General features: G+C 45.5%; 30 protein-coding genes and 2 riboswitches. Of the genes, 22 read left to right on the forward strand and 8 right to left on the reverse strand.

The annotated features are described in order from the left end of the window. Positions 1–2 precede the first annotated feature (2 nt). The 4 genes from D3H55_RS15295 to D3H55_RS15310 all read left to right on the forward strand — a co-directional run bounded on the left by D3H55_RS15295 (position 3) and on the right by D3H55_RS15310 (position 4,291). Positions 3–1,217, forward strand: a complete 1,215-nt coding sequence (locus D3H55_RS15295) for an ABC transporter permease (RefSeq protein ID WP_119548190.1) — start codon at positions 3–5, stop codon at positions 1,215–1,217. Positions 1,218–1,229: 12 nt separating this feature from the next. Then, on the forward strand, positions 1,230–2,387 hold the full coding sequence (locus D3H55_RS15300) for an ABC transporter permease (RefSeq protein WP_119548191.1): 1,158 nt from the start codon (positions 1,230–1,232) through the stop codon (positions 2,385–2,387). A gap of 131 nt (positions 2,388–2,518) precedes the next feature. After that, a complete protein-coding gene (locus D3H55_RS15305) occupies positions 2,519–3,811 on the forward strand; it encodes a hypothetical protein (RefSeq protein WP_119548192.1) in 1,293 nt (430 codons plus the stop codon). 162 nt (positions 3,812–3,973) lie between these two features. Next, complete coding sequence (locus tag D3H55_RS15310; protein WP_119548193.1) at positions 3,974–4,291, forward strand: putative quinol monooxygenase; 318 nt, start codon at positions 3,974–3,976, stop codon at positions 4,289–4,291. Between the two features lie 64 nt (positions 4,292–4,355). On the opposite strand, the gene D3H55_RS24395 is transcribed toward D3H55_RS15310, so the two are convergent. The 5 genes from D3H55_RS24395 to D3H55_RS15330 all read right to left on the reverse strand — a co-directional run bounded on the left by D3H55_RS24395 (position 4,356) and on the right by D3H55_RS15330 (position 6,517). Further along, positions 4,356–4,493 (reverse strand): hypothetical protein, encoded by a 138-nt coding sequence (locus tag D3H55_RS24395; RefSeq protein WP_168413121.1) that lies wholly within the window; start codon positions 4,491–4,493, stop codon positions 4,356–4,358. Positions 4,494–4,514: 21 nt separating this feature from the next. Next, positions 4,515–5,099, reverse strand: a complete 585-nt coding sequence (locus tag D3H55_RS15315) for a hypothetical protein (protein ID WP_119548194.1) — start codon at positions 5,097–5,099, stop codon at positions 4,515–4,517. A gap of 102 nt (positions 5,100–5,201) precedes the next feature. Then, positions 5,202–5,663, reverse strand: coding sequence for a PIN domain-containing protein (locus tag D3H55_RS15320; protein ID WP_240628602.1), 462 nt, complete (start codon positions 5,661–5,663; stop codon positions 5,202–5,204). A 3-nt stretch (positions 5,664–5,666) separates the two neighbouring features. Next, on the reverse strand, positions 5,667–5,852 hold the full coding sequence (locus D3H55_RS15325) for a hypothetical protein (protein ID WP_119548195.1): 186 nt from the start codon (positions 5,850–5,852) through the stop codon (positions 5,667–5,669). Between the two features lie 116 nt (positions 5,853–5,968). Continuing rightward, the gene (locus D3H55_RS15330; protein WP_119548196.1) at positions 5,969–6,517 is read right to left on the reverse strand and encodes a ribonuclease H-like YkuK family protein; all 549 of its coding nucleotides are present in this window, start codon (positions 6,515–6,517) and stop codon (positions 5,969–5,971) included. 314 nt (positions 6,518–6,831) lie between these two features. Here D3H55_RS15330 and D3H55_RS15335 point away from each other — a divergent pair, with 314 nt between their 5' ends. From D3H55_RS15335 to D3H55_RS15345, 3 genes are read left to right on the forward strand one after another with little or no spacing between them, the layout of a single operon-like run. Further along, a complete protein-coding gene (locus tag D3H55_RS15335; protein WP_119548197.1) occupies positions 6,832–7,467 on the forward strand; it encodes a YhbD family protein in 636 nt (211 codons plus the stop codon). Then, positions 7,468–8,115 (forward strand): bactofilin, encoded by a 648-nt coding sequence (locus tag D3H55_RS15340; RefSeq protein WP_119548198.1) that lies wholly within the window; start codon positions 7,468–7,470, stop codon positions 8,113–8,115. Positions 8,116–8,130: 15 nt separating this feature from the next. Continuing rightward, complete coding sequence (locus D3H55_RS15345) at positions 8,131–8,859, forward strand: polymer-forming cytoskeletal protein (RefSeq protein ID WP_119548199.1); 729 nt, start codon at positions 8,131–8,133, stop codon at positions 8,857–8,859. A gap of 153 nt (positions 8,860–9,012) precedes the next feature. Here the strand turns inward: D3H55_RS15345 and D3H55_RS15350 are convergent, their stop codons facing one another. Continuing rightward, a complete protein-coding gene (locus tag D3H55_RS15350; protein ID WP_119548200.1) occupies positions 9,013–9,285 on the reverse strand; it encodes a hypothetical protein in 273 nt (90 codons plus the stop codon). A gap of 165 nt (positions 9,286–9,450) precedes the next feature. Between D3H55_RS15350 and D3H55_RS15355 the strand changes: the two genes are divergently transcribed. The 3 genes from D3H55_RS15355 to D3H55_RS15365 all read left to right on the forward strand — a co-directional run bounded on the left by D3H55_RS15355 (position 9,451) and on the right by D3H55_RS15365 (position 11,258). Next, a complete protein-coding gene (locus D3H55_RS15355) occupies positions 9,451–9,723 on the forward strand; it encodes a hypothetical protein (RefSeq protein ID WP_119548201.1) in 273 nt (90 codons plus the stop codon). A gap of 250 nt (positions 9,724–9,973) precedes the next feature. After that, positions 9,974–10,402, forward strand: a complete 429-nt coding sequence (locus tag D3H55_RS15360; RefSeq protein ID WP_119548202.1) for an RrF2 family transcriptional regulator — start codon at positions 9,974–9,976, stop codon at positions 10,400–10,402. 322 nt (positions 10,403–10,724) lie between these two features. Further along, positions 10,725–11,258: a YobA family protein gene (locus tag D3H55_RS15365; RefSeq protein WP_119548203.1), complete on the forward strand. Its 534-nt coding sequence runs from the start codon at positions 10,725–10,727 to the stop codon at positions 11,256–11,258. Between the two features lie 229 nt (positions 11,259–11,487). Next, positions 11,488–11,626: riboswitch (cyclic di-AMP (ydaO/yuaA leader) on the reverse strand. 52 nt (positions 11,627–11,678) lie between these two features. On the opposite strand, the gene D3H55_RS15370 is transcribed toward D3H55_RS15365, so the two are convergent. Continuing rightward, complete coding sequence (locus tag D3H55_RS15370; protein ID WP_420808759.1) at positions 11,679–12,047, reverse strand: Na-translocating system protein MpsC family protein; 369 nt, start codon at positions 12,045–12,047, stop codon at positions 11,679–11,681. A gap of 258 nt (positions 12,048–12,305) precedes the next feature. Then, positions 12,306–12,447, forward strand: a riboswitch (cyclic di-AMP (ydaO/yuaA leader). 425 nt (positions 12,448–12,872) lie between these two features. Between D3H55_RS15370 and D3H55_RS15375 the strand changes: the two genes are divergently transcribed. The 12 genes from D3H55_RS15375 (at position 12,873) to D3H55_RS15430 (ending at position 22,969) form a co-directional block, all read left to right on the forward strand. Further along, complete coding sequence (locus D3H55_RS15375) at positions 12,873–13,277, forward strand: hypothetical protein (RefSeq protein WP_119548205.1); 405 nt, start codon at positions 12,873–12,875, stop codon at positions 13,275–13,277. 127 nt (positions 13,278–13,404) lie between these two features. Beyond that, positions 13,405–13,482: a potassium-transporting ATPase subunit F gene (locus D3H55_RS25490; RefSeq protein WP_136035718.1), complete on the forward strand. Its 78-nt coding sequence runs from the start codon at positions 13,405–13,407 to the stop codon at positions 13,480–13,482. A 22-nt stretch (positions 13,483–13,504) separates the two neighbouring features. After that, positions 13,505–15,175 carry a potassium-transporting ATPase subunit KdpA gene (kdpA, locus tag D3H55_RS15385; protein ID WP_420808760.1) on the forward strand — a complete coding sequence of 557 codons (1,671 nt, stop codon included), beginning with the start codon at positions 13,505–13,507 and terminating at the stop codon, positions 15,173–15,175. 141 nt (positions 15,176–15,316) lie between these two features. Next, on the forward strand, positions 15,317–17,332 hold the full coding sequence (kdpB, locus tag D3H55_RS15390; protein ID WP_240628605.1) for a potassium-transporting ATPase subunit KdpB: 2,016 nt from the start codon (positions 15,317–15,319) through the stop codon (positions 17,330–17,332). A 27-nt stretch (positions 17,333–17,359) separates the two neighbouring features. Continuing rightward, complete coding sequence (kdpC, locus tag D3H55_RS15395; protein ID WP_119548208.1) at positions 17,360–17,941, forward strand: potassium-transporting ATPase subunit KdpC; 582 nt, start codon at positions 17,360–17,362, stop codon at positions 17,939–17,941. A gap of 60 nt (positions 17,942–18,001) precedes the next feature. After that, positions 18,002–18,370: a sporulation protein gene (locus D3H55_RS15400; RefSeq protein WP_119548209.1), complete on the forward strand. Its 369-nt coding sequence runs from the start codon at positions 18,002–18,004 to the stop codon at positions 18,368–18,370. A gap of 4 nt (positions 18,371–18,374) precedes the next feature. Next, entirely contained in the window at positions 18,375–19,523 is a 1,149-nt protein-coding gene (gene kdpDN / locus D3H55_RS15405) for a KdpD-like non-kinase potassium sensor (RefSeq protein ID WP_119548210.1), read from the forward strand. Between the two features lie 14 nt (positions 19,524–19,537). Continuing rightward, the gene (locus tag D3H55_RS15410) at positions 19,538–19,954 is read left to right on the forward strand and encodes a CBS domain-containing protein (RefSeq protein ID WP_119548211.1); all 417 of its coding nucleotides are present in this window, start codon (positions 19,538–19,540) and stop codon (positions 19,952–19,954) included. 165 nt (positions 19,955–20,119) lie between these two features. Then, positions 20,120–20,827, forward strand: a complete 708-nt coding sequence (locus D3H55_RS15415; RefSeq protein WP_119548212.1) for a nitroreductase family protein — start codon at positions 20,120–20,122, stop codon at positions 20,825–20,827. A gap of 105 nt (positions 20,828–20,932) precedes the next feature. Further along, positions 20,933–21,118: a hypothetical protein gene (locus D3H55_RS15420; RefSeq protein WP_119548213.1), complete on the forward strand. Its 186-nt coding sequence runs from the start codon at positions 20,933–20,935 to the stop codon at positions 21,116–21,118. 282 nt (positions 21,119–21,400) lie between these two features. Then, entirely contained in the window at positions 21,401–22,051 is a 651-nt protein-coding gene (locus D3H55_RS15425; protein WP_119548214.1) for an SDR family oxidoreductase, read from the forward strand. Positions 22,052–22,366: 315 nt separating this feature from the next. Then, a complete protein-coding gene (locus tag D3H55_RS15430; protein ID WP_119548215.1) occupies positions 22,367–22,969 on the forward strand; it encodes a hypothetical protein in 603 nt (200 codons plus the stop codon). A gap of 376 nt (positions 22,970–23,345) precedes the next feature. Here the strand turns inward: D3H55_RS15430 and D3H55_RS15435 are convergent, their stop codons facing one another. Continuing rightward, positions 23,346–23,597, reverse strand: a complete 252-nt coding sequence (locus D3H55_RS15435; protein WP_119548216.1) for an AbrB/MazE/SpoVT family DNA-binding domain-containing protein — start codon at positions 23,595–23,597, stop codon at positions 23,346–23,348. Between the last annotated feature and the right edge of the window lie 25 nt (positions 23,598–23,622).

Raw genomic sequence — 23,622 nt, forward strand, 5'->3', positions numbered from 1 at the left:
AAATGAAGATGTTCACCATCGCATGGAAGGATCTGAAAATCAGGCTCAAGGACCGGAAGTCGTTCATCACCCTGCTATTCATGCCGATCATCTTGACGGCGATCCTCGGTTCGGCGTTGAGCAGCGCATTCAGTGAAAGTGGCAGCCTTCCTTCGCTGGCAGCCGGCATCGTCGTTCATTCTTCGGATGATTTGACGGATCAATTCATAGAGGAAGTGTTAAAGGGTGAAGAATTAAAGAAAAGCATCACATTGGAAAAATTCAAGTCAGAAGAGGATTTGAGAAAAGCGATAGAAAAAGAGGAGGCGGATGCCGGACTGGTCTTCCCGGCGGGCTGGGGAGACTCCCTGACAAAAGGAGAAAGCAAGCAGGTGGTGCTGATGAAAGACCCGGCCAAGGAGCTTCAGGCTTCAATCCTATCCTCCATCACCGATTCGTTCACTAGCAGGGTCACAACCGTCTCGGCGGCTTCAAGGACAGTAGCGGAGGAATTAACGGCAGCGGTTCCGGTTTCCAATCCCGTCGGCAACCCAGCTGAAATGATGGCGGACCTGACAGGGGACCTTTCGGAAATCGCCGGCTCGCAGGAGAATCACGTGGTGTCTGAACAGGATGGGAAGGAACCCATTTCAGGGATGCAATACTATGCCGCTGCGATGGGAGTGATGTTCATCCTTTTTAACATGACCATCGGGGCCAAATCGATCATCCAGGAACGGAATACCGAAACATTGGCAAGGCTGATGAGCGGTCCGGCCAGCCATTTCAGCATCATGGCTGGAAAGTTCCTGGGCACGCTTTCGTTCACCTTTTTACAATTCTTCGTATTCGTCATGGCCACGCACTATCTTTTTGGCGCGGACTGGGGCAGCAACGGAGGGCAGCTGATCGTGCTCGTCATGGCCTATTCTGTAGCAGTATCGGGATTGGCAATGGTTATCGCCGGTTTCATCACAGAAGAAAAATCAGCCGACTCGATTGGGGGCATCGGCGTACAGATTCTTGCGCTTCTCGGAGGCTCGATGATTCCGCTCGCTTCCTTCCCGGATTTTTTACAGAAAACAGCCAGCATCGCACCGAATAAATGGGCGCTCACCAGCCTGCTCGACATCATGAACGGCACTTCCTGGGATACGCTTATCCTGCCGGTTGCAGTGCTTATGCTCACCGGGATCACCGCCCTCGGAATCGGTTCGATGAAATTAAAGCATAGATAAGGAGAGAGAAAGATGAGAAGAATCGCCGCCATTGCCGCCTTTGAAATCAAGAGGGTCTTTCAAAAACGCCAGTCATTCGTGCTTCTGTTCGGAATGCCTTTACTATTCACCTTCATCTTCGGAGGGTTATTCACCGCGGACGAAGAAACCAAACCGCAAATCTCTGTGGTCGACCAGGATCGTACCAACAGTTCCGGGGCATTGTTCCAGGAGCTGAAAGCGTCCGATGCCATTGCTTTTAAAATAGAAACCGCGGAGACGGCCCTTGAAAAACTCGCAAACCAGGAAACAGCGGGCTATATCCGTCTGGAAAAAGGGTTCGAAAAAGGGATGCTGGACGAGGAAATACCGGAAGCAGTGTTCGTTTCCCCGCCTTCTTTTGAAGGAGCAGCCCTGGTCCGGCAAATCATCAATGACAGCCTGATCAACGTTCGAATTACTTCTGCTGCATCCTCCTTTTATCAGGAAGCAGCAGGGGAAGAATCGGATGCCATTCGAGAAAGTATAGTCAGTGAACTGGCATCTGTTCCTGCTGCAGTGGAAACCGTCACGGTCACAAAGGGTGCCGAGGTGCAAGGCATGAATAATATGACAGCCCGCTCGGCCGGCTTCATCATCATGTTCGTGATGATTGCGATGCTGTCATGCACAGGTATGCTCCTCGAAGCAAGGCAGACGGGTGTCTGGTACAGAATGATGGCAGTCCCGGCATCGAAGGCAGAGCTGTTGAGCGGGTACGTGCTTGCCTTCTTCCTGATAGGCTGGATCCAGTTCGGCATATTGATGACGGTCTCGGAATGGGTGTTTCATATTCAATGGGGAAACACATTCGCCAATATCATCCTGGTATCCTGCCTGCTGCTGTGTACAATCGGGCTCGGCCTATTTATCGCCGGCTTCGTCAAAACATCCGAACAGCAATCCGTTTTCGGCAACCTCATCATCATCGCATCCTGCATGCTGGCCGGCGTCTACTGGCCGATTGAAATCATGCCGGATGTCATGCAGAAGGCGGCCAGGTTTGTCCCGCAGTACTGGGGGCTCCAAGGCTTTACCGAATTGACGGCAAGGGGCGGGAGCATTGGGGATATTCTCGTGCCGGTCGGCATCCTGCTGGCATTTACCGCTGTGTTTTTGACAGTCGGGATGAAACGGGTGAGGTTCGAATAGGGTGCCAGGAACCTGGAAGGGATCTGGAAATTTCAAATAAGAAAAAAGGCCTGATGATGTATCAGCCCCGTTTCTCCCATGTTAAGCTAAATGTATAACACGTACAGGAAGTGAGAAGGGGCCATATATTTATGAAACATTTTTTTCTTTTACTTTTGGCAGCAGCCTGTTTAGCGGCTTGTTCTCCGGCAGCGGAGGAAAGGCAGGAGCCTCAGCAGAAGGAAAACAACAAGAAAGAACAGCCGCAAGATTATACGTTTGATCAATTCATGGAAGATCGATCTTTAGAGACAGACGGGGAGGATATTCCTTATAACGTGGAAGAGTTCGTCGGAGGACGGTTCGCATTGAGGGGTAAAGCTAAGCTCAGCCGGTATTATAACTATGGCTACAAAGATTTAGAGGCATCACACTTTGTCATGAAGGTGACCAACAAGGATGCCCTGCATTGGTACGTATATGTTCCCAGACAGGAGTTTCCGGAACTCTTTGAAGAATTAAAGAATGGTCCTGTCGACATTTATGCAGATGCTTCCATTCCAGAGGAATATTATGAGCTTCAGCAAGGGCATCTGGCAATGGCAGAAGAGATTGTCTTTAAAGAAAGTGAAGCCAAAGAAGTGCCGCTGGACGAAGAGATGGCAAGCTATATGAAAGATCATTCAGTTGAACTGACAGCAGAAGATGTGGTATTTGACAAGAAGGGGATGTCTGACCAGATGTTTGCCTTAAGCGGAAATGCTCAGCTGGTGACATATAGTTATATGAATCTCGCATATCGAGATTTGGAACCGACTCACTTTGTCCTGGAGATAAGAGATACAAGATTGAAAGAGGAACAGCTGTGGAGTGTCGCTTTGGACAGGGAGAAATATCATGATCTCTATGAACAAGCTTTGAAGGGAATGGTTCATGTGACCCTCACGGCAAGTATGCCCGCGGACCGTTTTGAAACATGGACAGATCTGGCGGCCATTGGCCAGGATCCCGAATTTGAAAAGGTCCCTGAAAAGTATGATCTGCCATCAGACAGGGCTCAGTCATATATGAAGCAGCGCGGGGTAACGTTAACGGGCATGGAAGTGCTCTATAATATGTCATCTCATGCCGGAGAAGCATTTCTAGTAGAAGGATCAGCCGAATTACGTGAGTCCCTTCCTATAGGATACGAGGATTTGGAGGGGCACTACTTCTGCATTCAGATCGTAGAAGATCCTTACGGGGACCAGCCTGTACTCTACCCAAGGGTTCTTGAAGGCTGGACACTTATCCTTCACCGGCAGAAGTATCCTGAACTTTATGAACAGTTAACGAACGAAGAATTCGTTGATGTCATGGGCCTTGCACGTGTGGCTGCCGACCGGTATGCGCCGGGGCAGGGCGGAAAAGCGTTTGTTGAGGATATTGTTGTAACGGAGCAGTGATCGTTAAAGTTTGTGTTTGCGGGTTAAGCTATTCTTAAGAAGGGTTTCTGGTTTCTTCAATCATACTTTCCGGATCGGTTTGTTAACGGATACAGTAACATTTATAGTGAATGTAAAGAAATCAATCCTTTAAAAATCCACTGAGAAGGGGAGGCAGCAAAAATGTCTTCGTATGTATTCATGGCTCTGTACCGGCCAAAAGAGGGGAAAGCAGAAGAGCTGAAAAGGGTCCTCGAAGATCATGTTCCGAGATTGCGTGAAGAAGGGCTGATCACTTCAAGGGATACTTTGAAACTTCAAGCGGCTGATGGGACACTCATTGAAATTGCGGAATGGAAATCCAAAGAAGCGATGGAGAAGGCGCACGTCACGCCAAGCATACAAGAGATTTGGGATAGAATCAGCGAACTTGCGGAGTTGACCAACCTTTCTTCCCTGGAAGAAGCGGATGCGATGTTCCCGAATTTCAAGCCATTCTAGTTGCCACTGAAAAAGAACAGGTGCCTTGTCCCGCTTTTACCGGCGGGGCGGCATCTGTTCTTTTTCATTCTTCCGGGGCCGCCCTGCTTTTTTCCTCCTGAATAATATCCGATATCCGGTCAGTTCCATGTGCACCAAAATGAAACAGCTTGAATTTCTCCCAGTACACCAGCCGGATGGAAGCGGCATTATCAAGCTCCATTTCAATAAAAACCCTGTCACCTTACCACCCGTTTCGAAGGGAGGAAGGATCAACGACTTCCAGCTTTAAAAGCTCATTGAGGAATGCCTTCTTGTTTTCTTTTGTAAAAGTACTGATCCAGGAATCGTTTTCTGTGCTGAGAAGATGAAGGTCCTTGACTTTACCTTTTATAGGGTAAAGGTCGGCAACCGTTTCAGCAGCTTCATTCCGCTCGGCGATATAGAGACTGCCGCCGGCTTCTACCATTAGCTCGACAGGATAGCCCTTGACTTCATAAATCGGTGTTCCTGCTTCAAGGTAAGCAGCATCACCATTCTGGGATATGTAGTCTGGAGAAGCGCAATCATCCAATTTGAAGGAAGTCACACCAATTTCTTTCCCTTTTTCATATTCGGGCTCCTCTCCGTTTCTGTGAAACCCTTCATACGTGATATCGTTAATTATTAAAAAATCCACCCAGTCGACGATCACTCCCGTGGTGTCGCATTCAGGTAGGGAAGTGCGGTTGGATTGTGCAGGTGAAGCGCCTGTTTTATGTGTGGTTTCACAGGCAGTTGATACAGACACAAAGATAATCAGGAGACATGTCAGCAAAACTCTTTTCATTTTGCACCTTCTTTTAGCAATTGGTCAGAATCACAAGCAGAGGAGTAAGGCGTAATTTTTAGTGGGATTTATCGGAGGTATGAGATTGAGGTAGATGACATGTCAATCCAGGGTGCGACCTTTCAAATATAAGTGGTTAAATTCACCGAAAGATTTATTATCCAAGATCGGATTGAAGTATGCCAAGGTTTGGCCGTTATAATTAAAATTTCTGCATATCCAATTGAAGTCTTTGTCATTATTACTAACTAACACAGCGCCATGCACCAAGGCAGAAGCAGCTACAATCGCATCAGGTGCTTTTAAACTTTTTCGCCGGGTATCATCTGCTCGTGCTTTTCTCCTTATTTTGGCTGCCAACAGCATTTCTTTCCGAGTGATATCAAAAATATGATCGGCTAATGCCAGATAGTTTTTTCGATTGCTCTTAATTCTTATTTCAATTAGAGTTGTTATTATTATAACGGCTTCATCATCAATCAATTGTCCAATGATATCCACAGCATCAGGATAGTTCATTTCGTGAGCTGCATAAATATTTGTATCAATTAATACCTTTTTCAAACGCTATTCCTCCCAGTCTTCCCGATTAGCGATACTGAGAGTTTGTTTTATTCCTTCATTACTGAAGAGTCTCGCACTGCCTGATAACTGTTTATGAAGTGAACTCTTCTCTTCTTTAGTAAGGAAATATTTCTTGGTGGCTATTATATCCTGTGAACGAGATTGTTCTGTATGCTGCTTGTAATGCATGGTATATCCCTCCATTCTTATATTATTAGACCTATTATAGCATTAAGAAGGAATGGAATGTAATAAAATCCCATATGGGTTCACCTCACAAAATGGGACACCAACCCGTCCCAACCCTACCCATTCCTTCTCTTCGTATACCGGTTCGCATAGCTCGATGCCACGAACGCATCTGGCTTGATTTTCGGCTCTACGCCCATTGCTTCCATGCGGGAGACCATCTCGGTGACAAATTTACTCGTTTTGCTCCTCTTTCCTGCTCCGATATCGATATGCCCTTCCATAGTAAAGGAAGCGCCTTTATAAATGTAAGGGAGCACAATATCGATCAACTGGTCTTTTCGTTCCTCCGTAAATAGGGAAACAATCTCCTCGGATAAAGACAATTCATAGGAAATCCGCTCATGCAGCTGCAGCATTTTCCGCGGGACAATCACTTTTCTGATGCAGGCCCAGGCCCCTTTTCCTTCATTTAAAATCACAATGCCCGTGATAAAGGTAGTGTGCTTTGCGTGGACCTGGGAATCCGTTCCGACCATGAGCCGGTAGTTCCCATTGGGCCGCAGATTCATGAACTTTATGATATGGTCAAACACCTGTTCAAACGACATGTTGCTTTTCTTCAGGTTCCGGAATGAGTAGTGATCAGCACCATCGCTTTTCATCTTTCATATCACAGCCTTTTTGCCAATTTGTGAATAAGCCTCTTATTGATATCTTATGATGAAAAATCCGATTGATGTGGGCAAATGAAGGAGGGGAATCGGTTGTGAACAAGCTGTTGCTTTTTCGAAAAAGGAGAGCTTTATTTGCAATCCCGGGCAGAGCTGCTCTTCCTATTCACAGATTGAACCGCTAGTGGAATTGCAGCAACCTTCCCGGAAACAGCTTTCGACAAATACCGGGGAGTGCCTGGCACCTTATTTTGTCTTTACAACGTAACAGTGTTATGTTACATTACTATCAAGGAGTGAAAAAAATGGATAAAGACTTGATTTCGAAGAAGGATTTGCTGGAGCAGACGGATATTACGTACGGCCAGCTTTACCGCTGGAAGAGGAAGAAGCTGATTCCGGAGGATTGGTTCATCAGAAAGTCAACGTTTACCGGGCAGGAGACGTTCTTTCCAAAAGAACAGATCCTTGAGCGGATCGGCAGGATCAAGGAGTTAAAGGACCATCATTCATTGGATGAATTGGCTGGTGCTTTGTCGCCGAAGACGAAGGATATCAAAATCACGAAGGAAGATTTTATCAAAGGTAACATTGTTTCACGAAATACGATCTCTATTTTTGAAGAGCAATTCGGCACCCTGGAGACCATCACCTTTCAAACCGCACTTTATCTGTACCTTTTAGAAAGGTCGCTTGAATCCGGTGAAGTCGGCTGGGAAGAAGGAAAGCAGCTGCTTCAGGCACTGGAGGCCCATTTTTCCAAGTTGGAGGATAAGCAGGCTTCGTTGGTGGTCTTAAGGAAGATGGGGGTTGCAACAGTGCTGCTCGTTACGAACGTCAAAGACTTTTATGTGGATGAAAAAACCAGGATTGCGGTCTCATTGAATATTGATTCCGAAGTGGATCATCTGATGAACAAGCTAATGACAGGAGGTTTTTAAATGAGCGTGGAAAGAACGAAGCGGCTGAAGGTTGTTGGAGAAGGCAGTTATCCGGGCGGAGATTATGAGAAAGTGAAAATTACCGGGCAAGGGACTGTGTCAGGAGACGTTCGTGCTTTGGAAGCAAAGGTGACAGGGGAAGGCCGTGTCAGGGGAAAAGCAAAGATGAACCAGTTGAAGGTGATCGGAAAACTGACAATCGATGAAGACCTGAGCAGCAATGAGATGAATATCATCGGGGAATTGAACGTCGGAGGTCCGGTTAAAGCGAATACTGTGAAAACGAGAGGATTCCTCAACAGCTCAGGAAACGTCGAATTGGAAAAGCTGAACGTCAAAGGCGGTTTCTCTATCAAGGGTCTGCTAAATGTCGGGATCCTTGAAGTCAACTTGCAGAATGCCCCAAGCAGGGCGGATGAAATCGGCGGCGGGACGATCAAAGTGAAGAGCAGGAGCTTTTTTACTAAATCGTATACCTTGGAAGCAGACGTCATTGAAGGAGACAACGTCCATCTTGAACACACAACAGCCAGAGTGGTCAGAGGAAATAACGTTGAAGTCGGACCGGGCTGCCAGATTGAGAAAGTGGAGTATCGATCGACTTTTACCAATAAGGGCAATAACATTTCTGATGTGAAAAAAATATAAAGAGGGGGAGTCAAGATGAATCAGGAAGCAAAAGGAGATTTGATCCTTTCCGGGAGCGGGGAGTCAGGAGGCGGCTCGTTTACGAAGGTCGTCATCAACGGAAGTGGAAAGATTACCGGTGATGTGAATTGTGAACACCTGGAATGCAACGGGTCAGCCAAAATTTATGGAAATATCACCTCTGAGACTACACTCATACAGGGAAGTACGGACATACAGGGCAACCTGACATCAGAGGATATCAAGGTCCATGGAGATTCCGATGTGAACGGAACGATCGTCTTCAGGGAGATGGAAATCAAAGGGCATACCGGCGTGAATCAATCATTGAAGGGAGATACCCTCCACCTTGAAGGTATGATGAAAGTCAAAGGCGATGTCGAAGTGGAAACGGCTGACCTTAATGGTGCCTTCACGATAGGCGGCCTGCTGAACGGCGACCGTATTGATATCGAGCTTCATGGAAAATCAAAGGTGAAAGAAATTGGCGGTGAGACCATCTCGGTAAAAAGATCCGGGCGATCCCTTCTGAACCTGGATAAAATCATCAAGACCTGGAGCAAGGAACTGCATGCAGATTTAATTGAAGGAGACCAGATCAATCTTCAGTATACAAAGGCCAAAGTGGTCCGCGGGAATAACATCGAAATCGGACCGGGTTGTGAAATTGAATTGATTGAGTATGGAAATGACCTTCAGGTTTCTGACAAGGCGAAGGTGAAGAAGACAGAGAAGTGGGAATAACAGTTTGGATAGAAGATGCGCAGCTTGAATTGGGGCTGCGTTTTTTTATGTGAGATAGCCTTAGTTCTGGAACAATATAGTCAGTACGGAATTAGTGATAAGAATGTGGGATATCAATAGCAGAATAAGTTTGAGGATTAACTTTATAAATTGTTACTGATTTTTCAGAAGACGTTTAAAGTCTTTTATTTCACTTTCATGCTTTATAGAACGTGCTGCCAAAGTATCGATGACAAGATGTTGGCCTTCCAGGGTATCCTTAAGGTTATCAGTCTTTTGATCAATATGTTTCTCAACGCGTTCAAAGTAAGGACCAAGACCATTGATAAGATTGCTTTTTATCGTCGACACGTCGTCCTTTAGTTCTTTCTGTCCCTCTTTAAGATCTCTCAATTCTTCAAGAATTAACTTTAGTGTTTCTTCCATAGGTTTATCACCTCTTTCCTTTTGATTTATTATAACATTGGGATCAGTTACTGTTCTACCATGCTGTCCCTTAACAGGATGGTTATTCTATTGTACTATAGGTGTATGGGATATATTGGATGACGCAGGGCTCGGTTATAATTATTTGGGAAGGGATGGAGAGGCATGAAGAATATGAAAAAGTATCTGCTCTGCACTGCTTTGATTACCATTGTTTTGTTTTTCGGAGGATTTTATTTCTTTGCTGACAATATAAACAGTCCGGTAAACAAAGAAACTTTTATTCCGTTTGAAAATGTGTATATGTATCAGCTACTTGAAAATGGTGATGCTGCAATCAATATCATCCATATTTTCATGTATTCATTAGTATTGGCCATTCCGGTTTTTATCCTGTTTAAACTGCTGGGGAATCTATTGAAAAGATCAAAAGTGTAAACTTTAAAATCACAGCTAAATGGAGTTGTGATTTTTTTATTGCACCTCCTTACTCTCCGGTGCTTTTTGGTGCCTGTCCCCCGCTGCACTAAAGCATTAACGCAGTGGGGGACAGTCCCTCACCACACTAAAGCATTAACGCGATGGGGGACAGGCACCAAAGTAGACCCCCGACACCCGAGTGTTCCTTTCAAACGTTTTGACATTTTAATGACAATGTTTCAAAATGGAAGAGATAAGAGGTGACACGATGAATGAGGTAACGAGTGTAAAGTGGTTTGGGATGGCGATTCAGGCGCTGGTCGTGTTGGCCGGTAATGAGGGACTCTGTCCCAGCGGCGAGCTGGCAGAGAAGCTTAATTCCAAGTCAGTGTTTTTAAGGAAAATTCTAAGGCACCTGGTGAAAGAAGAACTGATTCAGGCAAAAGAAGGCCGGGACGGCGGCTATTTTCTTGTAAAGAAACCTGAAGACATCAAGCTGTCTGAAGTATATGAAGCCATGAGGTCGGAAACCTTTCCTAAGGGGTTCTTCGATGTGGAAACCAAGGAATGCTTTGCTCCCTGTACACGCGAATCCATGAGTGAACTGCGCGATGAGATGGAAAGCTGGGTAGTCAGCGGCTTGGAACAGAAGACGATCAGGGATTTGATGAAGCATAAAGAGCTTCCTGATAAATAATAGATTGACTAAATTGAGCGGCGCTATTCAGTGCTGCTTTTTTTATTCGGCACTTTTCGTAAACTTTGTTAAATTCACTATCAATTCCAAATAAAGTCATGATAAATCACCGTCAAAACCCCGGTGAGCAGGGAAGAACAGTGCTGCTCGTTCTTTTTCGAGAGTAAAACCCAGACAATGGCTGCTGCAATAAACCACCTTGATAATGGCGTATCCATAGCTTACCGGATACGCCATTATCAGTTAATACCAAGTGAAAAAATCATAACAAGCCTGAAACTATAAGAGGCATCATACGTCACATATAGTAAGGGGGGATATCATGCGTATGCGGATAGTGTATTTACTTATGTTTATGTTTCTAATCTTTGCCGGCTGCAGTAACCAAAATGGTCATGAGAAGAGTGTGGAACCACAACCGGATCCAGAACCAGGCATTACCGGCTATGTGATGGATAAGGAAGGACAAAGGATTTTGGTTGTCAGTACAGAAGCGAAAGATTTTAGCGGGAACGGCGGAATGGAAGAATTTTATGATGCTGTATGGGCGAGTAATCCCCAAAAGGAAGTAGAGCTAGGAGAGCAGGTGAAAATCTGGTTTGAGGGAGGAGTGGAAACATCTTATCCAGGTCAGGCGGCTGTTGGGAAAATAGAAATTATGCCAAGCACAACTCCTGAAGGTGCGGTGCTTTCCGACACCGAAGCCTTGAATAGAGCCCTGTCGAAGAATACGTTTGAAAATGAAATTGTGACGGCCCAATCCATTCAGTATGACGCCGATAAAGATGAATGGACAATTCTATTGAAAAACACGGACTCGTATGAAGAATATCCGATTAAGGTACAAGATAAATGACACTCCCTGTTTAATGTAACAGTAACAGAAGATGATACACCGATTTTCAGGGTGTTTACCCTGATCAGAAACTATTAAAATTATCACCCGCTCGTCATTTTAGGAAGGCAGAGATCCAGTTCCTGATTCCTGATTAAAGCCAATCCCCAGCTGCACCAACCGGGGATTGTTCTTCTTTTAGAGAGTGTAACAGTGTTCTATATTATGATGGAAATGATTGAATATCGCTCCTCTCTCCTGGCTACGCTTACGAAGTTAGCTGTCGGGTTCGGAAGGCAGGAATCTCCCGGCCGGAAGGCTTCACCCCATGATTATCAGTAATAATCTTCTGGTTCCTCCGTTCCTTGCGGATTAAGCGGATTAGGTCAGAATGTGAATTTACCATAGCTTGATTAAAAGGTTAGGATGAACTTTCAGCCGTTAGTTTTCCAGGCATTTCTCCAGGTTTTTATCCAGGACGAATACTTCCATGCGTTCACCTGTTTTCGTGCTGATGTCGCTGTGGCTTGACAGGACCTTGCATTCTGTATGCTTTTCGACTGTTTCCTCGATATTTTCACTATACATTTCCCGGAGGACCTGGCGCATTTGCTTAACAAGCTTCCTGCCGGTGTCGTGTTCAACCAGATGCTTTTCCTCAACCGTCAGCACTCCTTTGAACCGGGCGATCACCATGTCCTCTACAATGTACGTCCTGGTTTCCTGGGGGCCGCGGCCGATCAGTTCCCTTTGTAACTTGATGAATGCTTCACTCAATTCTGCCTCTAATCGTTTTTTAGAAGATTTCAATTCAACTTTCCTCCCTAAGCTTTGCAAAAGTGAAAAAACCAATTTCATGCAATATGTTAATAAGGGCAGGGCGGGATGTCAATCAATAATATGTTTCTTTGAAATGATAAGAAAAACATAAAAATAATTAGAAATTCATAGAAAAGGATTGGTATTGTTCATCAAATGAGATTAAATGATCAAAAATGATCATTTTAGAGGATTTACAAGATTTAAAAGCAGGAGTAATATGATTTCCGTAAACAGCAGCTCAAACAACTCAATATTCGGCCTAGTCTCGGAAACGAGAACGGAGGACCCAATCAACAGGGGTTAATTCTACATTTGTAGAAGGGATGAGAGTCAAACTCTTTCGCCATCCTACCCGTCAGCTAACTTCGTCGGCTAAAGCGGAGGAGGTCATAAAGACCGCCTTTTCAGGGGGCTTTTTTTGTTGTCATCAAAACAACGATCAAGGCAGCTTGAATGATAAGTAGGTCTTTTTATTGTGCCTATTTTGAAAAAGTAAACATGGAAGACAGAATGCAAAGAAGGCTTTGATAAGCCGGCTGGGCGTTAGGTAGACCAATGGGTGCTTTTTCTCCAGATGAACAAGAGTTTTATAGATTTTTCGCATCTTCAGAAGATGCTGATCATCTATGCTCTTGAAATTCATGTTGGGGAAGAAGCAAACATTGGTCTATTTTTGTTTTCATCGACTGGGATTTTTTTCTTAGGAAATTTCTTTGGATGAAAGCTGACGGATCCATTCTTTTTCAGGCACGGTCCTAAAAAGATCTCTGAGTCCAGGGGAATTGAGTGTGACAAAAGTGAAGGGAGGTCTAGATGTTGATGGTGACTCAATCAAACGATGCCGTACTTGTTTGCATCCCCAATGAGGGCATATTCCAGCTCATACAGAATGGTCTGAAGGATTATAGAGCCTGCTGCTTTGCATCAGCGGACTCCCGGGTGATAGAAGCTCTGCAAAACAGCGGTGTCCAGCGTGTTGTGGCAATCACCCCTGGAGAACAGTACCTGCGTCTCAACGATCAGTTCAGCAAGGTGATTGTTTTTGAAAGCCATATTGCAGATACATGCGATTTGATGACAATCATAGGAAACAGTACTTGTGCACCTGTCGTTGTGGTTGCGACTGGGTATGGTTATCCGATGCGCCTTTACTATTCACTCGGCGCCAAGTATGCCGTGTATTCCAAGAGGAGCAAGATTTCATGTTTTCTAAGTTGAAAAATCAGGAGGTTATTACAATGCTGGATATTATGATGATCGGCCTTTTCGTTATCCTGCCGGCCGCGATGTATGGATTCACAAATTGGTCAGCCCATGCGGTTGAGCAAGGAAGTGATAACAAGTGATGGCTTTGTTACTGGGAATTACCGCAGTTACGGTGTTGTACTTATTCTATGTATTACTCAATCCGGAGAAATTCTGACTAGTTGGAGGTAAATCAGGTGATTACTACTATTCTATCTATCATCATTACAATGGCAGCCGTGGTTTTGATTGCTAAGCCTGCCGGAATCTATTTGGCCAAAGCGTTTGATTATAACCAAACCGGGCTTGACAGGGTGTTTGGACCTTTAGAGAATGTCCTTTTTAAACTCAGCGGGATAAAAAAAATAAACCAAACCTGGAAGCAGTACGCCATAGCTCTTGTCCTTGCTAATGGATTCATGATTTTCCTGGTATATCTTGTGTTCAGGTTTCAAGGCCTACTGCCCCTGAACCCCAGTGGAAATCCAGGGATGGATCCCACGCTGGCATTCAACACCGCGATCAGTTTCATGACCAATACAAATCTCCAGCATTACAGCGGGGAGTCGGGGCTTTCCTACCTTGGTCAGATGATCGGTATCTTGTTCATGATGTTTGCCGCACCGGGCACAGCTTTAGCGGTGGCAATCGCGTTTGTAAGGGGGCTCTCCGGAGCGGAGATCGGAAATTTCTTTGTTGATTTATTCAGGGCCGTAATACGCGTCCTGATGCCGATTGCCCTTGTTGCTGGCTTGATCTTTGTGGCGCTGGGGGTTCCGCAGACACTGGAACCATCCGTTACCGCCAACACGATTGAAGGGGCGTCGCAGGAAATTGCACGCGGACCGGTTGGGACATTCTTGTCCATTAAGGAACTGGGAAATAACGGGGGAGGATTTTTCGGCGTCAATTCGGCTCATCCCTTTGAAAATCCGAATGCCGTAAGCAACTTCATGCAGATTCTGCTTATGTTCCTGCTGCCGACTGCATTGCCGTTTACGTATGGAAAAATGGTTGGGAATGCGAAGCAGGGACGGGTATTGTTTGTCTCCATGCTGATGGTCTTTACGGTATTCCTATCCACAGCACTGTTCTATGAGTATCAAGGAAACCCTGCATTGAATGCCCTGGGAATCGATACAGACCAAGGCAGCATGGAAGGGAAGGAAGTCCGGTTCGGAACCGGCCAATCCATTTTCTATGCATTGGTGACCACAGCTTCTGAAACGGGTGCCGTCAATACCATGCATGATACTTTGACACCAATCGGAGGGATGCTCGCTCTTTCCAACATGCTGTTAAATACGGTATTCGGCGGAGTCGGGGCAGGGTTCATCAACGTGATCATGTACGCAATGATCGCAGTATTTCTCTCAGGATTGATGGTCGGGCGTACACCTGAATTCTTAGGGAAGAAAATTGAAGGGCGGGAAATGAAACTCATTGCCCTGACCATGCTTATGCATCCCTTGTTAATTCTAGGAGCCTCTGCTATTGCGCTATATACACCTGCCGGGGCAGACGCCATTTCCAACAGCGGGTTCCACGGCATTTCCCAGGTCGTGTATGAGTATACTTCTTCCGCAGCCAATAATGGCTCAGGCTTTGAAGGACTTGGTGACGTGACACCATTCTGGAACATTTCCACTGGGATCGTCATGTATCTGGGAAGATTCTTTGGTCTGGTGGCAATGCTCGCAGTTGCCGGTTCGCTTGCATCCAAGAAGCTTGTCCCGGAAACAGCCGGAACATTCCGGACCGATACCCCTTTGTTCGGTGTGATTCTGGTTGGTACCTTCTTCATTGTGGGTGCATTGACTTTCTTCCCGACACTGGTGCTGGGACCTGTAGCGGAATATCTGACATTGTAGATAGGAGTGGAACTGATGGCAAATCAATTAATGAAAGAACCGAATCTCGCTGCTGGCTATTCAGGGAATGACCGGAAACGTCCTTCTCATAAGAACCTTCCTCAGCAGCCCGATCATAATGACAATAAGGATGGAAGAAAAATGGTGGACAAATCAATGGTGCTGCAGGCGCTTAAGGAGTCTTTTATAAAGCTTGATGCAAGAAAAATGGTGAAGAATCCCATTATGTTCGTGGTTGAAATAGGCTTCATCATCACGCTAATTTTGTCAGTTGCGCCAAATGCATTCGGCAGCAGCAGCGTTGAACCCTGGTTCAATATCACAGTGAGCTTCATATTATTGTTCACTGTCCTATTTGCGAATTTTGCAGAAGCGCTGGCTGAAGGACGGGGGAAAGCGCAGGCGGATTCGTTGAAACAGTCGAAACAGGAAATAACGGCAAATCTTTTAAAAGCTAATGGAAAAATCGAAAAGACAGCTTCAACATTCCTTAAGAAAGGTGACGTAGTCGTTGTATCACAGGGAGAAATGATTCCGGGGGATGGTGAAGTCATTGAGGGCCTTGCATCTGTGGATGAATCGGCGATTACAGGTGAATCCGCACCTGTCATCAAAGAGGCAGGCGGCGACTTTAACTCCGTGACAGGCGGGACGAGAGTGGTCAGTGACCAGATTAAAGTGAGGATCACCAGCAACCCGGGTGAGTCATTCCTCGACCGGATGATTTCCTTGGTAGAAGGAGCGGAACGGCAAAAAACACCCAATGAAATTGCGCTGAATACGGTGTTGACCAGCTTGACCCTGATTTTCATGATTGTGGTTGTAACGCTGCCGTTCTTTACGAATTATATCGGCTTTTCACTGGAAATTCCCGTATTGATATCCCTGCTTGTCTGTCTGATCCCGACCACAATTGGAGGTCTGCTGTCGGCAATCGGGATTGCCGGGATGGATCGTGTGACACAGTTCAATGTCCTCGCAATGTCAGGAAAGGCAGTTGAAGCAGCCGGGGACATCAACACAATCATCTTGGATAAAACAGGAACGATCACATTCGGTAACCGGATGGCGAGCGATTTCATCCCGGCAGGCAATGCTTCTTTAGAGGAACTTCATTATTGGACTGGACTCAGTTCATTGAATGATGAAACACCTGAAGGGCGTTCCACTATTGAATTATTGAAAGAAAGAGGCAGCAAGCTGGATCTATCCGCCGCAGCAGACGGCCAGGTCATCGAATTCAAGGCAGAGACCAGGATGAGCGGAATCGATTTGTCAGATGGCCGCCAGGTGAGGAAGGGAGCAGTGGATGCGGTCAAGAAGTGGGTTGCGGCTCAGGGAGGAACCATCCCTGACGATCTTGATGAAGAAGCTGAAGAAATCGCGCGTGAAGGTGGAACCCCTTTGGCAGTTGCTGTGGAAGGGACTATGTTGGGTCTTATCTATCTCAAAGATACAGTGAAGCCTGGAATGAAAGAACGCTTTGATCAACTGCGGCAAATGGGGATCAAGACCATCATGGCAACAGGCGATAATCCCCTGACTGCGGCGACGATAGCAAGGGAAGCGGGTGTGGATGAATTCATTGCAGAATGTAAACCGGAAGACAAGATAGAAGTGATCAAATATGAGCAGTCCCAAGGAAAGCTTGTCGCCATGACGGGGGACGGCACAAATGATGCGCCTGCACTTGCACAGGCAGATGTTGGCCTTGCTATGAACAGCGGGACAACGGCTGCCAAGGAAGCGGCCAACATGGTCGATTTGGATTCCAACCCTACCAAAATTATTGAAGTGGTATCAATCGGAAAACAACTGCTGATGACCCGCGGGGCGCTGACGACGTTCAGTATTGCCAATGATATCGCAAAGTACTTCGCAATCATACCAGCTATGTTCATGCTGGCGATACCGGAAATGTCCGCCTTGAACATCATGGGGCTTGCAACTCCATTAACGGCGATTCTCTCAGCCTTGATCTTCAATGCGGTCATCATTCCATTATTGATCCCGCTGGCCATGAAAGGGGTCGCCTACAAACCAATGAGTTCCAACTCATTATTAAAACGGAATCTGGCCATTTATGGATTTGGCGGTGTCCTTGTACCGTTCGCAGGAATCAAACTGATTGATATGGCAGTATCGATATTCATCTAAACTAATCAAGAAAGAAGGAGTTTATTCATGGAAACCAATCAGAAACTTGCTGGGCCGATCATCAGGTCCAGCTTCACACTAATGGTCCTGGCCGGCCTGATCTATCCGCTTGCAACCACCGGGATTGCTCAGGCGGTCATGCCGGATAAGGCGGATGGAAGCTTACTTTATAATGAGGAGAATGAGGTAGTGGGATCGGAATTAATAGGGCAAAACTTTACAGATCCAAAGTATTTCCACGGGCGGGTGTCAGCTATCAAATATGATGCTGCCGGTTCGGGATCGAATAACTATGCTCCTTCCAATGAAGACATGCTTGCCAGAACCGGGGAAACGCTGGAGGGATGGAAAACAGCCAACCCGGATACACCGGTCAGCGAGGTTCCGGTCGATCTTGTAACAGATTCAGCTTCGGGGCTGGACCCGCATATCTCCATCGAGGGTGCGCTTGCCCAAGTCAATAGGATTTCAGATCTGACAGGGGCGCCGAAAGAGCAATTGAAGGAGCTTATTAAGGAAAACACACAAGGAAAGGAATTTGGCCTGTTTGGAGAGGAACGCGTAAATGTCCTGACGCTCAATCTGGATCTGCAAGAGATTTTACAATAAGTATGAAGCCCCTGGTCTTTTGGGCCAGGGTGCCTTCTGTGTATATAAGGAGGAATAGTAATGTTACCCATGATTAATTGGAAGCCCATGAAGGTGCAGGTCGCGCTCGAAGAAAACAAGTCAGGCTTGGCCGAAGCGGTATCAGGGATTATCTCCATAAATGGCGGCAATAAGGGGGAAAAGGTCAAAAGCTATGAAATAGAATTGATTGGAACGGATAAAAGTAAAGTCCATGTCATCAGCAGCAGGGTCATACTTTGTTCAAGAAAATGTGCACGAAAAGAAAAGACGGAAATCCCGTTCTCCCTTAACTGTCCTGAAGGTTTGCCGGTTCACTTGTCATACACTGTCAGGGTAATAATCACCATGGAGAATGAACAACCTATCACAAGGGAAGTACCATTCAATCCAGGCTTGAGTCCGAGGTGAGAGGATGGAACATACTCATCCTTACTTCAGAAGAAGGACTCCTGAAGAGATTCTGAACGAAATCACGGAATCGACCCGAGGCAAATTGAAATTATATGTCGGGGCAGCCCCTGGCGTGGGGAAAACGTATAAAATGCTGCAGGATGCCATCGATCTAAAGAAAGAAGGAAAAGACGTCGCCATCGGGTTGATCGAGACCCATGGCCGAATAGAGACTGAAGCTCAAATAAGGGATTTGGAACAGATTCCACTACTGCCGATTTCTTATAAAGGAAAGACGTTCTATGAATTGAATGTAGAGGGAATCATAGAGAGGAATCCGGATGTCGTCATCATAGATGAGCTCGCTCACACTAATATCCCCGGCTCAAACAACACCAAAAGGTACTTGGATGTTTCTCTCATCCTTGAAGCGGGGATTGATGTCCTCTCTGCTGTGAATATCCAGCACCTTGAAAGTGTCAATGATATCGTACAGCAAATTACAGGAGTGAAAGTAAGAGAGCGTATCCCCGATACTTTCGTCCAAAAAGCTCACGAGGTTCAATTGATAGACGTACCGCCGGAAACGCTGCGGAAGAGGCTTTCAGAAGGCAAGATTTATTCTGCTGAAAAGATCGAGCAGAGCTTATCGCATTTTTTTACGATCAATAACTTATCCGCACTCCGTGAACTTGCGCTGAGAGAAGTGGCAAATGATGTGGACGAAAGAATCGAGCAAATAAGCGGCAGCCTGCAAAACGGACCGATAGGGGTGAATGAGAAAATCCTTGTCTGCGTCCATTACGGCCCCACCGCAGAAAAGCTGATCAGAAGAGGCTGGCGCATGGCGAATAGGATGAAAGCTGAACTGTATATCCTGAACGTTACTTCTGAAAAACTTTCAGATGCAGGCCAGCTCAAAGAAAAAAAGGTAAATGATTGGAGACTGCTGGCCGAGCAGTTTAATGCAAAGCTGATATTCGAGGAGAGAGGCAAAAGAAAGCCGGCAGCCGTAATCATTGAAGCGGCTAAAAAGTGTGGTGTGACGCAAATCCTATTGGGACAATCGGCCAGAACAAGATGGGAAGAGATTAGGAAAGGTTCGATCGTCAACATGATCATGAGAGAAACATCCAACATAGACATCCATATCGTAGCGGATGGAAGATAAGCAGGAGGATTGAAGTGAACATAGCATTTTTCTTGATTCCCAAAACCGAAGTGGCCTTTATCAAATATGAGTCGACCATGAGACAGGCTCTTGAAAAGATGGAGTACCATAGATACACCTCTGTCCCGTTGATTGATCAAGATGGTAAGTATGCAGGGACGCTGACGGAAGGAGACTTACTATGGAAAATGAAGAACACCCCGGGAATGACAATAGAAAGCACCAGCAAAGTGATGGTTGCTGAAATACCATTGCACCATCAAAATGCCCCCATCCATATAGATGCAGAGATGGAAGACATCATTGCCAAGTCCATTGAACAAAACTTCATCCCGGTTGTAGATGATCAGGAAATCTTTATAGGCATCATTAGACGTAGGGAAATCCTTGAGTACTGTTCAGAGCATATAATCAAAACACCTCATGATTAAAAGGTTAGGATAGTGGTGATTCTTACGATTTTTAAAACGGATAGGTCCAACACTACATCACAGTTCAATGCCCATTATCCTCCTGATTAACTGTAGTTGACAAAAGAACAGTTTAAGATTTATACTGTTCCTGTGAAAGATACAGTTTAAAGGAGGATATTTTTTATGTCTGATAAAACAATGAGCAAAGAAGAATATTTAAATAAAGCAAAAGAACTTGATACGAGAACAGAAGCTCCCAAGCAACTGGAGGATACGGACTTTTTGACAGTGGCGAGGGAACGCCGTTCAGTCCGCCAATATGATCCTGAGTTTAAAATAGAAGAAAGTGAAATCAGAGAGCTGCTGGAAACAGCCACACAGGCGCCATCATCCAGCAACCTGCAATCATGGAGATTCTTAGTGATTGAAGACCAGAAGGAAAAAGAACGCTTGCTGCCGATCGCCAACAACCAGCAGCAAATCGTGGATGCTTCCGTGGTCATCGCAGTGCTTGGCGATCGTGAAGCATACAAAAATGCAGACCGCATCTACAGCCAGATTGCTGAAAGAGGCAACATGCCGCAGGAAGTAAAAGAAATGTACGTAAACAGCATCATGGAAAACTACGGAAACTTCCCGAAAGAGCGCCAAACGAAGATCGCCCACATTGACGGCGGAATCGTTGCCAATCAACTAATGCTCGCAGCCAAAGCAAAAGGCTACGATACTGTGCCAATGGGCGGTTACGACGAAGCTAAATTCATGGAAGCCTTCAATGTTCCGGAAACTTACGAACCAATCATGCTGATCTCACTAGGAAAAGGAACCAAAGCCGGTTTCGAGAAAACACGTCTTCCTCTTGATGATGTGCTGAAATGGAATAAATTTTAATAGAGACATAAGGGCCTGACCTCCACGTTTTGGAGGCAGGCTTTTTTCGTTTAATTCAATTTCACCAGGGTAAAATCAACTAATTTAAGAAAAAGGAGGGGTACATTGATACTAAGAGCAACATTATTGGCGCTCGTGCTTTTCGGATTCTTCACCGGTTTCCTGAATGCCGGCTCTACAACAGAGAGCGTTATTTGGCTGATACTTGGAATTGCCGGACTCCTGGGTGTGCTGACGTGGGGAAGAAGCAGTAAGGATTTGAGCACAATGATAAGAGATACCTTTTCGTAGGCAGTCCGGACACTGAGGGGAAAAATTTCAGCTTAAAACCAGCCAAGCAGAAGTAAACTGCTTGGCTGGTTTTTATTTAAATGCCTCACTACGAAGTAGGGAAAACTTTTTAGCATATTGGCTCTTGCAGAGTGAAAGTGAGTCAAACTCAAAAAGGTTAAATTGAGCCAAGATCAAAAAAACAACCTCATACAAAAAAACTTCAACAAACAGCTCATTAGACATGAAGCCCCCGTACACTATACGATAATCCTATAAAAGAAATAAGAAAGGGTGGATATAATGAAAACATTAGTTGTTGGAGCAAACGGACAAATCGGAAAGCAGTTAGTCGGACTGATTCAGGACAGCGGCAGCCATACGGCGAGAGCGATGATACGCAAGCAGGAGCAGGCTTCTCACTTCGAATCACTTGGTGCAGAAACGGCCATTGTCGATCTCGAAGGAGAAATTGAAGATATCGCAAAAGCGGCAGAAGGAGTCGACGCCATCGTCTTTACAGCCGGATCCGGCCCGAACACTGGAGCTGACAAAACCCTCATGATTGATTTGGACGGTGCGGTAAAAACAATTAAGGCAGCTGAAAAAGCTGGTGTGAAGCGGTTTGTCATGGTCAGCTCATACGATACAACCCGCCAAGCGATACAGGAAGCACCAGAATCCTTCGCCCCTTATGTTGTGGCCAAGCACTATGCTGATGTCTGGCTGCGGGGAACCGACCTGGATTACACAATCGTCCATCCGGGCAGGCTGACCAATGAGGACGGAACAGGCAAAGTGCAAATCGCCGAGGAAGTGGAACGAGGAGACGTACCGCGTGAAGATGTGGCGCAGGTTCTTTTTGGAGTCCTGGATGATGATTCGACGATTGGGAAAGAGTTTCAGGTCGTGAGCGGATCGACTGGTGTGAAAGAGGCACTGAGTCATTTATAATATACAAAATAGTGAACTCTAACCTGGCAAAGCATTTCATGCCAGGTTTTTCTTGTTGCCTCTTGTCGGTAGTGTGTCGAAATATGTCGTTTGGTCGATAACCCAGTGAAAAGCGCCGAAAGAGAGTGCGTTACCGCCGAAAAGTGGATAGAAAGCGCCGAAAGAGTGTACGTTTCCGCCGAAAAAGGAGCCAAAAGCGCCATTGTCACATCCCTTCGGTACATTCACCTTGTATCCAAAATACCGCCAACCTATAATAGTACTAATAGAACCTTTCAGAACGTTTTGAAAATAAGTCCTTAAGAGGTGAGTACAATGGCGAAGATTCCAATAAAGCCAATCATAAAATTAGCTAAAACCCACGGCCCCAGAGCTGCCAAGTTTGTGAAGGAGCACGGACCCAAGATAGCTAAGGGAGTCACTGCTGCGGGGAGTGCCGGCAAAATGGCAAATGACTTCCTGAAAAATCGAAAAGAGGCAAAGCTCGATCCGGCAAAAGTCCATTTTCGCAAAACTCGCTTTCACCAGTACAAGACAGTCATTCTGCCTGATCTTCCTAAACTGAATCGGCATGAACTCTTTGAGGCGAAGGTAGAAGTTGAGCAATTTATCGGGCAGATCAAAGAGGAAGAACAGAAGGAGGCTGGTGTGAAGAAGCCTCTCCATTCAAAACGCCTGAACAATTGGAAAGAGGTAATAGTCCAAATCGAGGCAAGGCTGGCAGCAAAAGATTATCAAGAATATTTGAGAATCTATAATAATCAGTCCTATCAGAGTGAGTACTTTAAAGGGTATGAAGGGCACCTGGAAAAATTCAGGGACATATTGAAAAATCAAGACAATGAAGAACTCTATGAGTTTCTTGTTACACAAACAAAGAGAAGCAAAGAGGATATTAAGGTTGATTTTTCTCTGTGAATTAAGGAACAGGGAATTCTTGTATAGTTAGAAGGGTCATCACTGTTTAGGGGAGCAAGTACTTCTATGGAAGTAACACTTTGAGTTGAATGAGTTTTTTGGGAACATTGGTCTGCAGCCCGTGTTCCGTTTAAGACTGGGACAGTGGATCTTTACGAATTATCTGTCCCAATGGCCCATGGTTTCTCCACTGATGTTAACATGTGCATAGTGTGGTAAGCATCGCTACCAAATACCGATTGTTTAGGACGGTTAAAAGCTTATTCAAGTAATCCTTGGTCTTTTATCCCCATTGGCTCCTTTGGAGAATAAAGACGGATTTGCACTGCATTAATGGCAATCACCTGATATTTAGTTAGAAACATGATCTCATCCACTATCTATTCACTAATCCCTTAAATGCTTTATCATGTTCTGTAATAACTTCATTCAAAATGTTCATGAACTCAGCATCCACCCCTTCTGGAAGTGTTGCCTGTTCCTTTTTTCTCAAAACAATCTTTCCATCCTTCACCTCACCTTGAACATTATCCCCTTGTGCTAAGCCGACTTGTTTAAGCAACTTAGCAGGAAGAGTTATTCCATAACTATTTCCGATCTTAGTGACTTTTCTTTCGAATTGTTCCAAAAGATCCCCTCCTCATTATAATTGT

The organism is Bacillus salacetis, assembly GCF_003581585.1.
GTDB lineage: Bacteria > Bacillota > Bacilli > Bacillales > Bacillaceae_B > Rossellomorea > Rossellomorea salacetis.

Coding starts and splice junctions, on each gene's coding strand:
- D3H55_RS15400 (WP_119548209.1), top strand. CDS start 18,002: ATGTTACCCATGATTAATTGGAAGCCCATGAAGGTGCAGGTCGCGCTC.
- D3H55_RS15425 (WP_119548214.1), top strand. CDS start 21,401: ATGAAAACATTAGTTGTTGGAGCAAACGGACAAATCGGAAAGCAGTTA.
- kdpDN (WP_119548210.1), top strand. CDS start 18,375: ATGGAACATACTCATCCTTACTTCAGAAGAAGGACTCCTGAAGAGATT.
- D3H55_RS15345 (WP_119548199.1), top strand. CDS start 8,131: ATGAATCAGGAAGCAAAAGGAGATTTGATCCTTTCCGGGAGCGGGGAG.
- D3H55_RS15295 (WP_119548190.1), top strand. CDS start 3: ATGAAGATGTTCACCATCGCATGGAAGGATCTGAAAATCAGGCTCAAG.
- D3H55_RS15360 (WP_119548202.1), top strand. CDS start 9,974: ATGAATGAGGTAACGAGTGTAAAGTGGTTTGGGATGGCGATTCAGGCG.
- D3H55_RS15415 (WP_119548212.1), top strand. CDS start 20,120: ATGTCTGATAAAACAATGAGCAAAGAAGAATATTTAAATAAAGCAAAA.
- D3H55_RS15325 (WP_119548195.1), bottom strand. CDS start 5,852: ATGCATTACAAGCAGCATACAGAACAATCTCGTTCACAGGATATAATA.
- D3H55_RS15310 (WP_119548193.1), top strand. CDS start 3,974: ATGTCTTCGTATGTATTCATGGCTCTGTACCGGCCAAAAGAGGGGAAA.
- D3H55_RS15375 (WP_119548205.1), top strand. CDS start 12,873: ATGTTGATGGTGACTCAATCAAACGATGCCGTACTTGTTTGCATCCCC.
- D3H55_RS15365 (WP_119548203.1), top strand. CDS start 10,725: ATGCGTATGCGGATAGTGTATTTACTTATGTTTATGTTTCTAATCTTT.
- D3H55_RS15315 (WP_119548194.1), bottom strand. CDS start 5,099: ATGAAAAGAGTTTTGCTGACATGTCTCCTGATTATCTTTGTGTCTGTA.
- D3H55_RS15340 (WP_119548198.1), top strand. CDS start 7,468: ATGAGCGTGGAAAGAACGAAGCGGCTGAAGGTTGTTGGAGAAGGCAGT.
- D3H55_RS24395 (WP_168413121.1), bottom strand. CDS start 4,493: ATGGAGCTTGATAATGCCGCTTCCATCCGGCTGGTGTACTGGGAGAAA.
- D3H55_RS15430 (WP_119548215.1), top strand. CDS start 22,367: ATGGCGAAGATTCCAATAAAGCCAATCATAAAATTAGCTAAAACCCAC.
- kdpC (WP_119548208.1), top strand. CDS start 17,360: ATGGAAACCAATCAGAAACTTGCTGGGCCGATCATCAGGTCCAGCTTC.
- D3H55_RS25490 (WP_136035718.1), top strand. CDS start 13,405: ATGGCTTTGTTACTGGGAATTACCGCAGTTACGGTGTTGTACTTATTC.
- kdpB (WP_240628605.1), top strand. CDS start 15,317: ATGGTGGACAAATCAATGGTGCTGCAGGCGCTTAAGGAGTCTTTTATA.
- D3H55_RS15335 (WP_119548197.1), top strand. CDS start 6,832: ATGGATAAAGACTTGATTTCGAAGAAGGATTTGCTGGAGCAGACGGAT.
- D3H55_RS15330 (WP_119548196.1), bottom strand. CDS start 6,517: ATGAAAAGCGATGGTGCTGATCACTACTCATTCCGGAACCTGAAGAAA.
- D3H55_RS15350 (WP_119548200.1), bottom strand. CDS start 9,285: ATGGAAGAAACACTAAAGTTAATTCTTGAAGAATTGAGAGATCTTAAA.
- D3H55_RS15300 (WP_119548191.1), top strand. CDS start 1,230: ATGAGAAGAATCGCCGCCATTGCCGCCTTTGAAATCAAGAGGGTCTTT.
- D3H55_RS15305 (WP_119548192.1), top strand. CDS start 2,519: ATGAAACATTTTTTTCTTTTACTTTTGGCAGCAGCCTGTTTAGCGGCT.
- D3H55_RS15355 (WP_119548201.1), top strand. CDS start 9,451: ATGAAGAATATGAAAAAGTATCTGCTCTGCACTGCTTTGATTACCATT.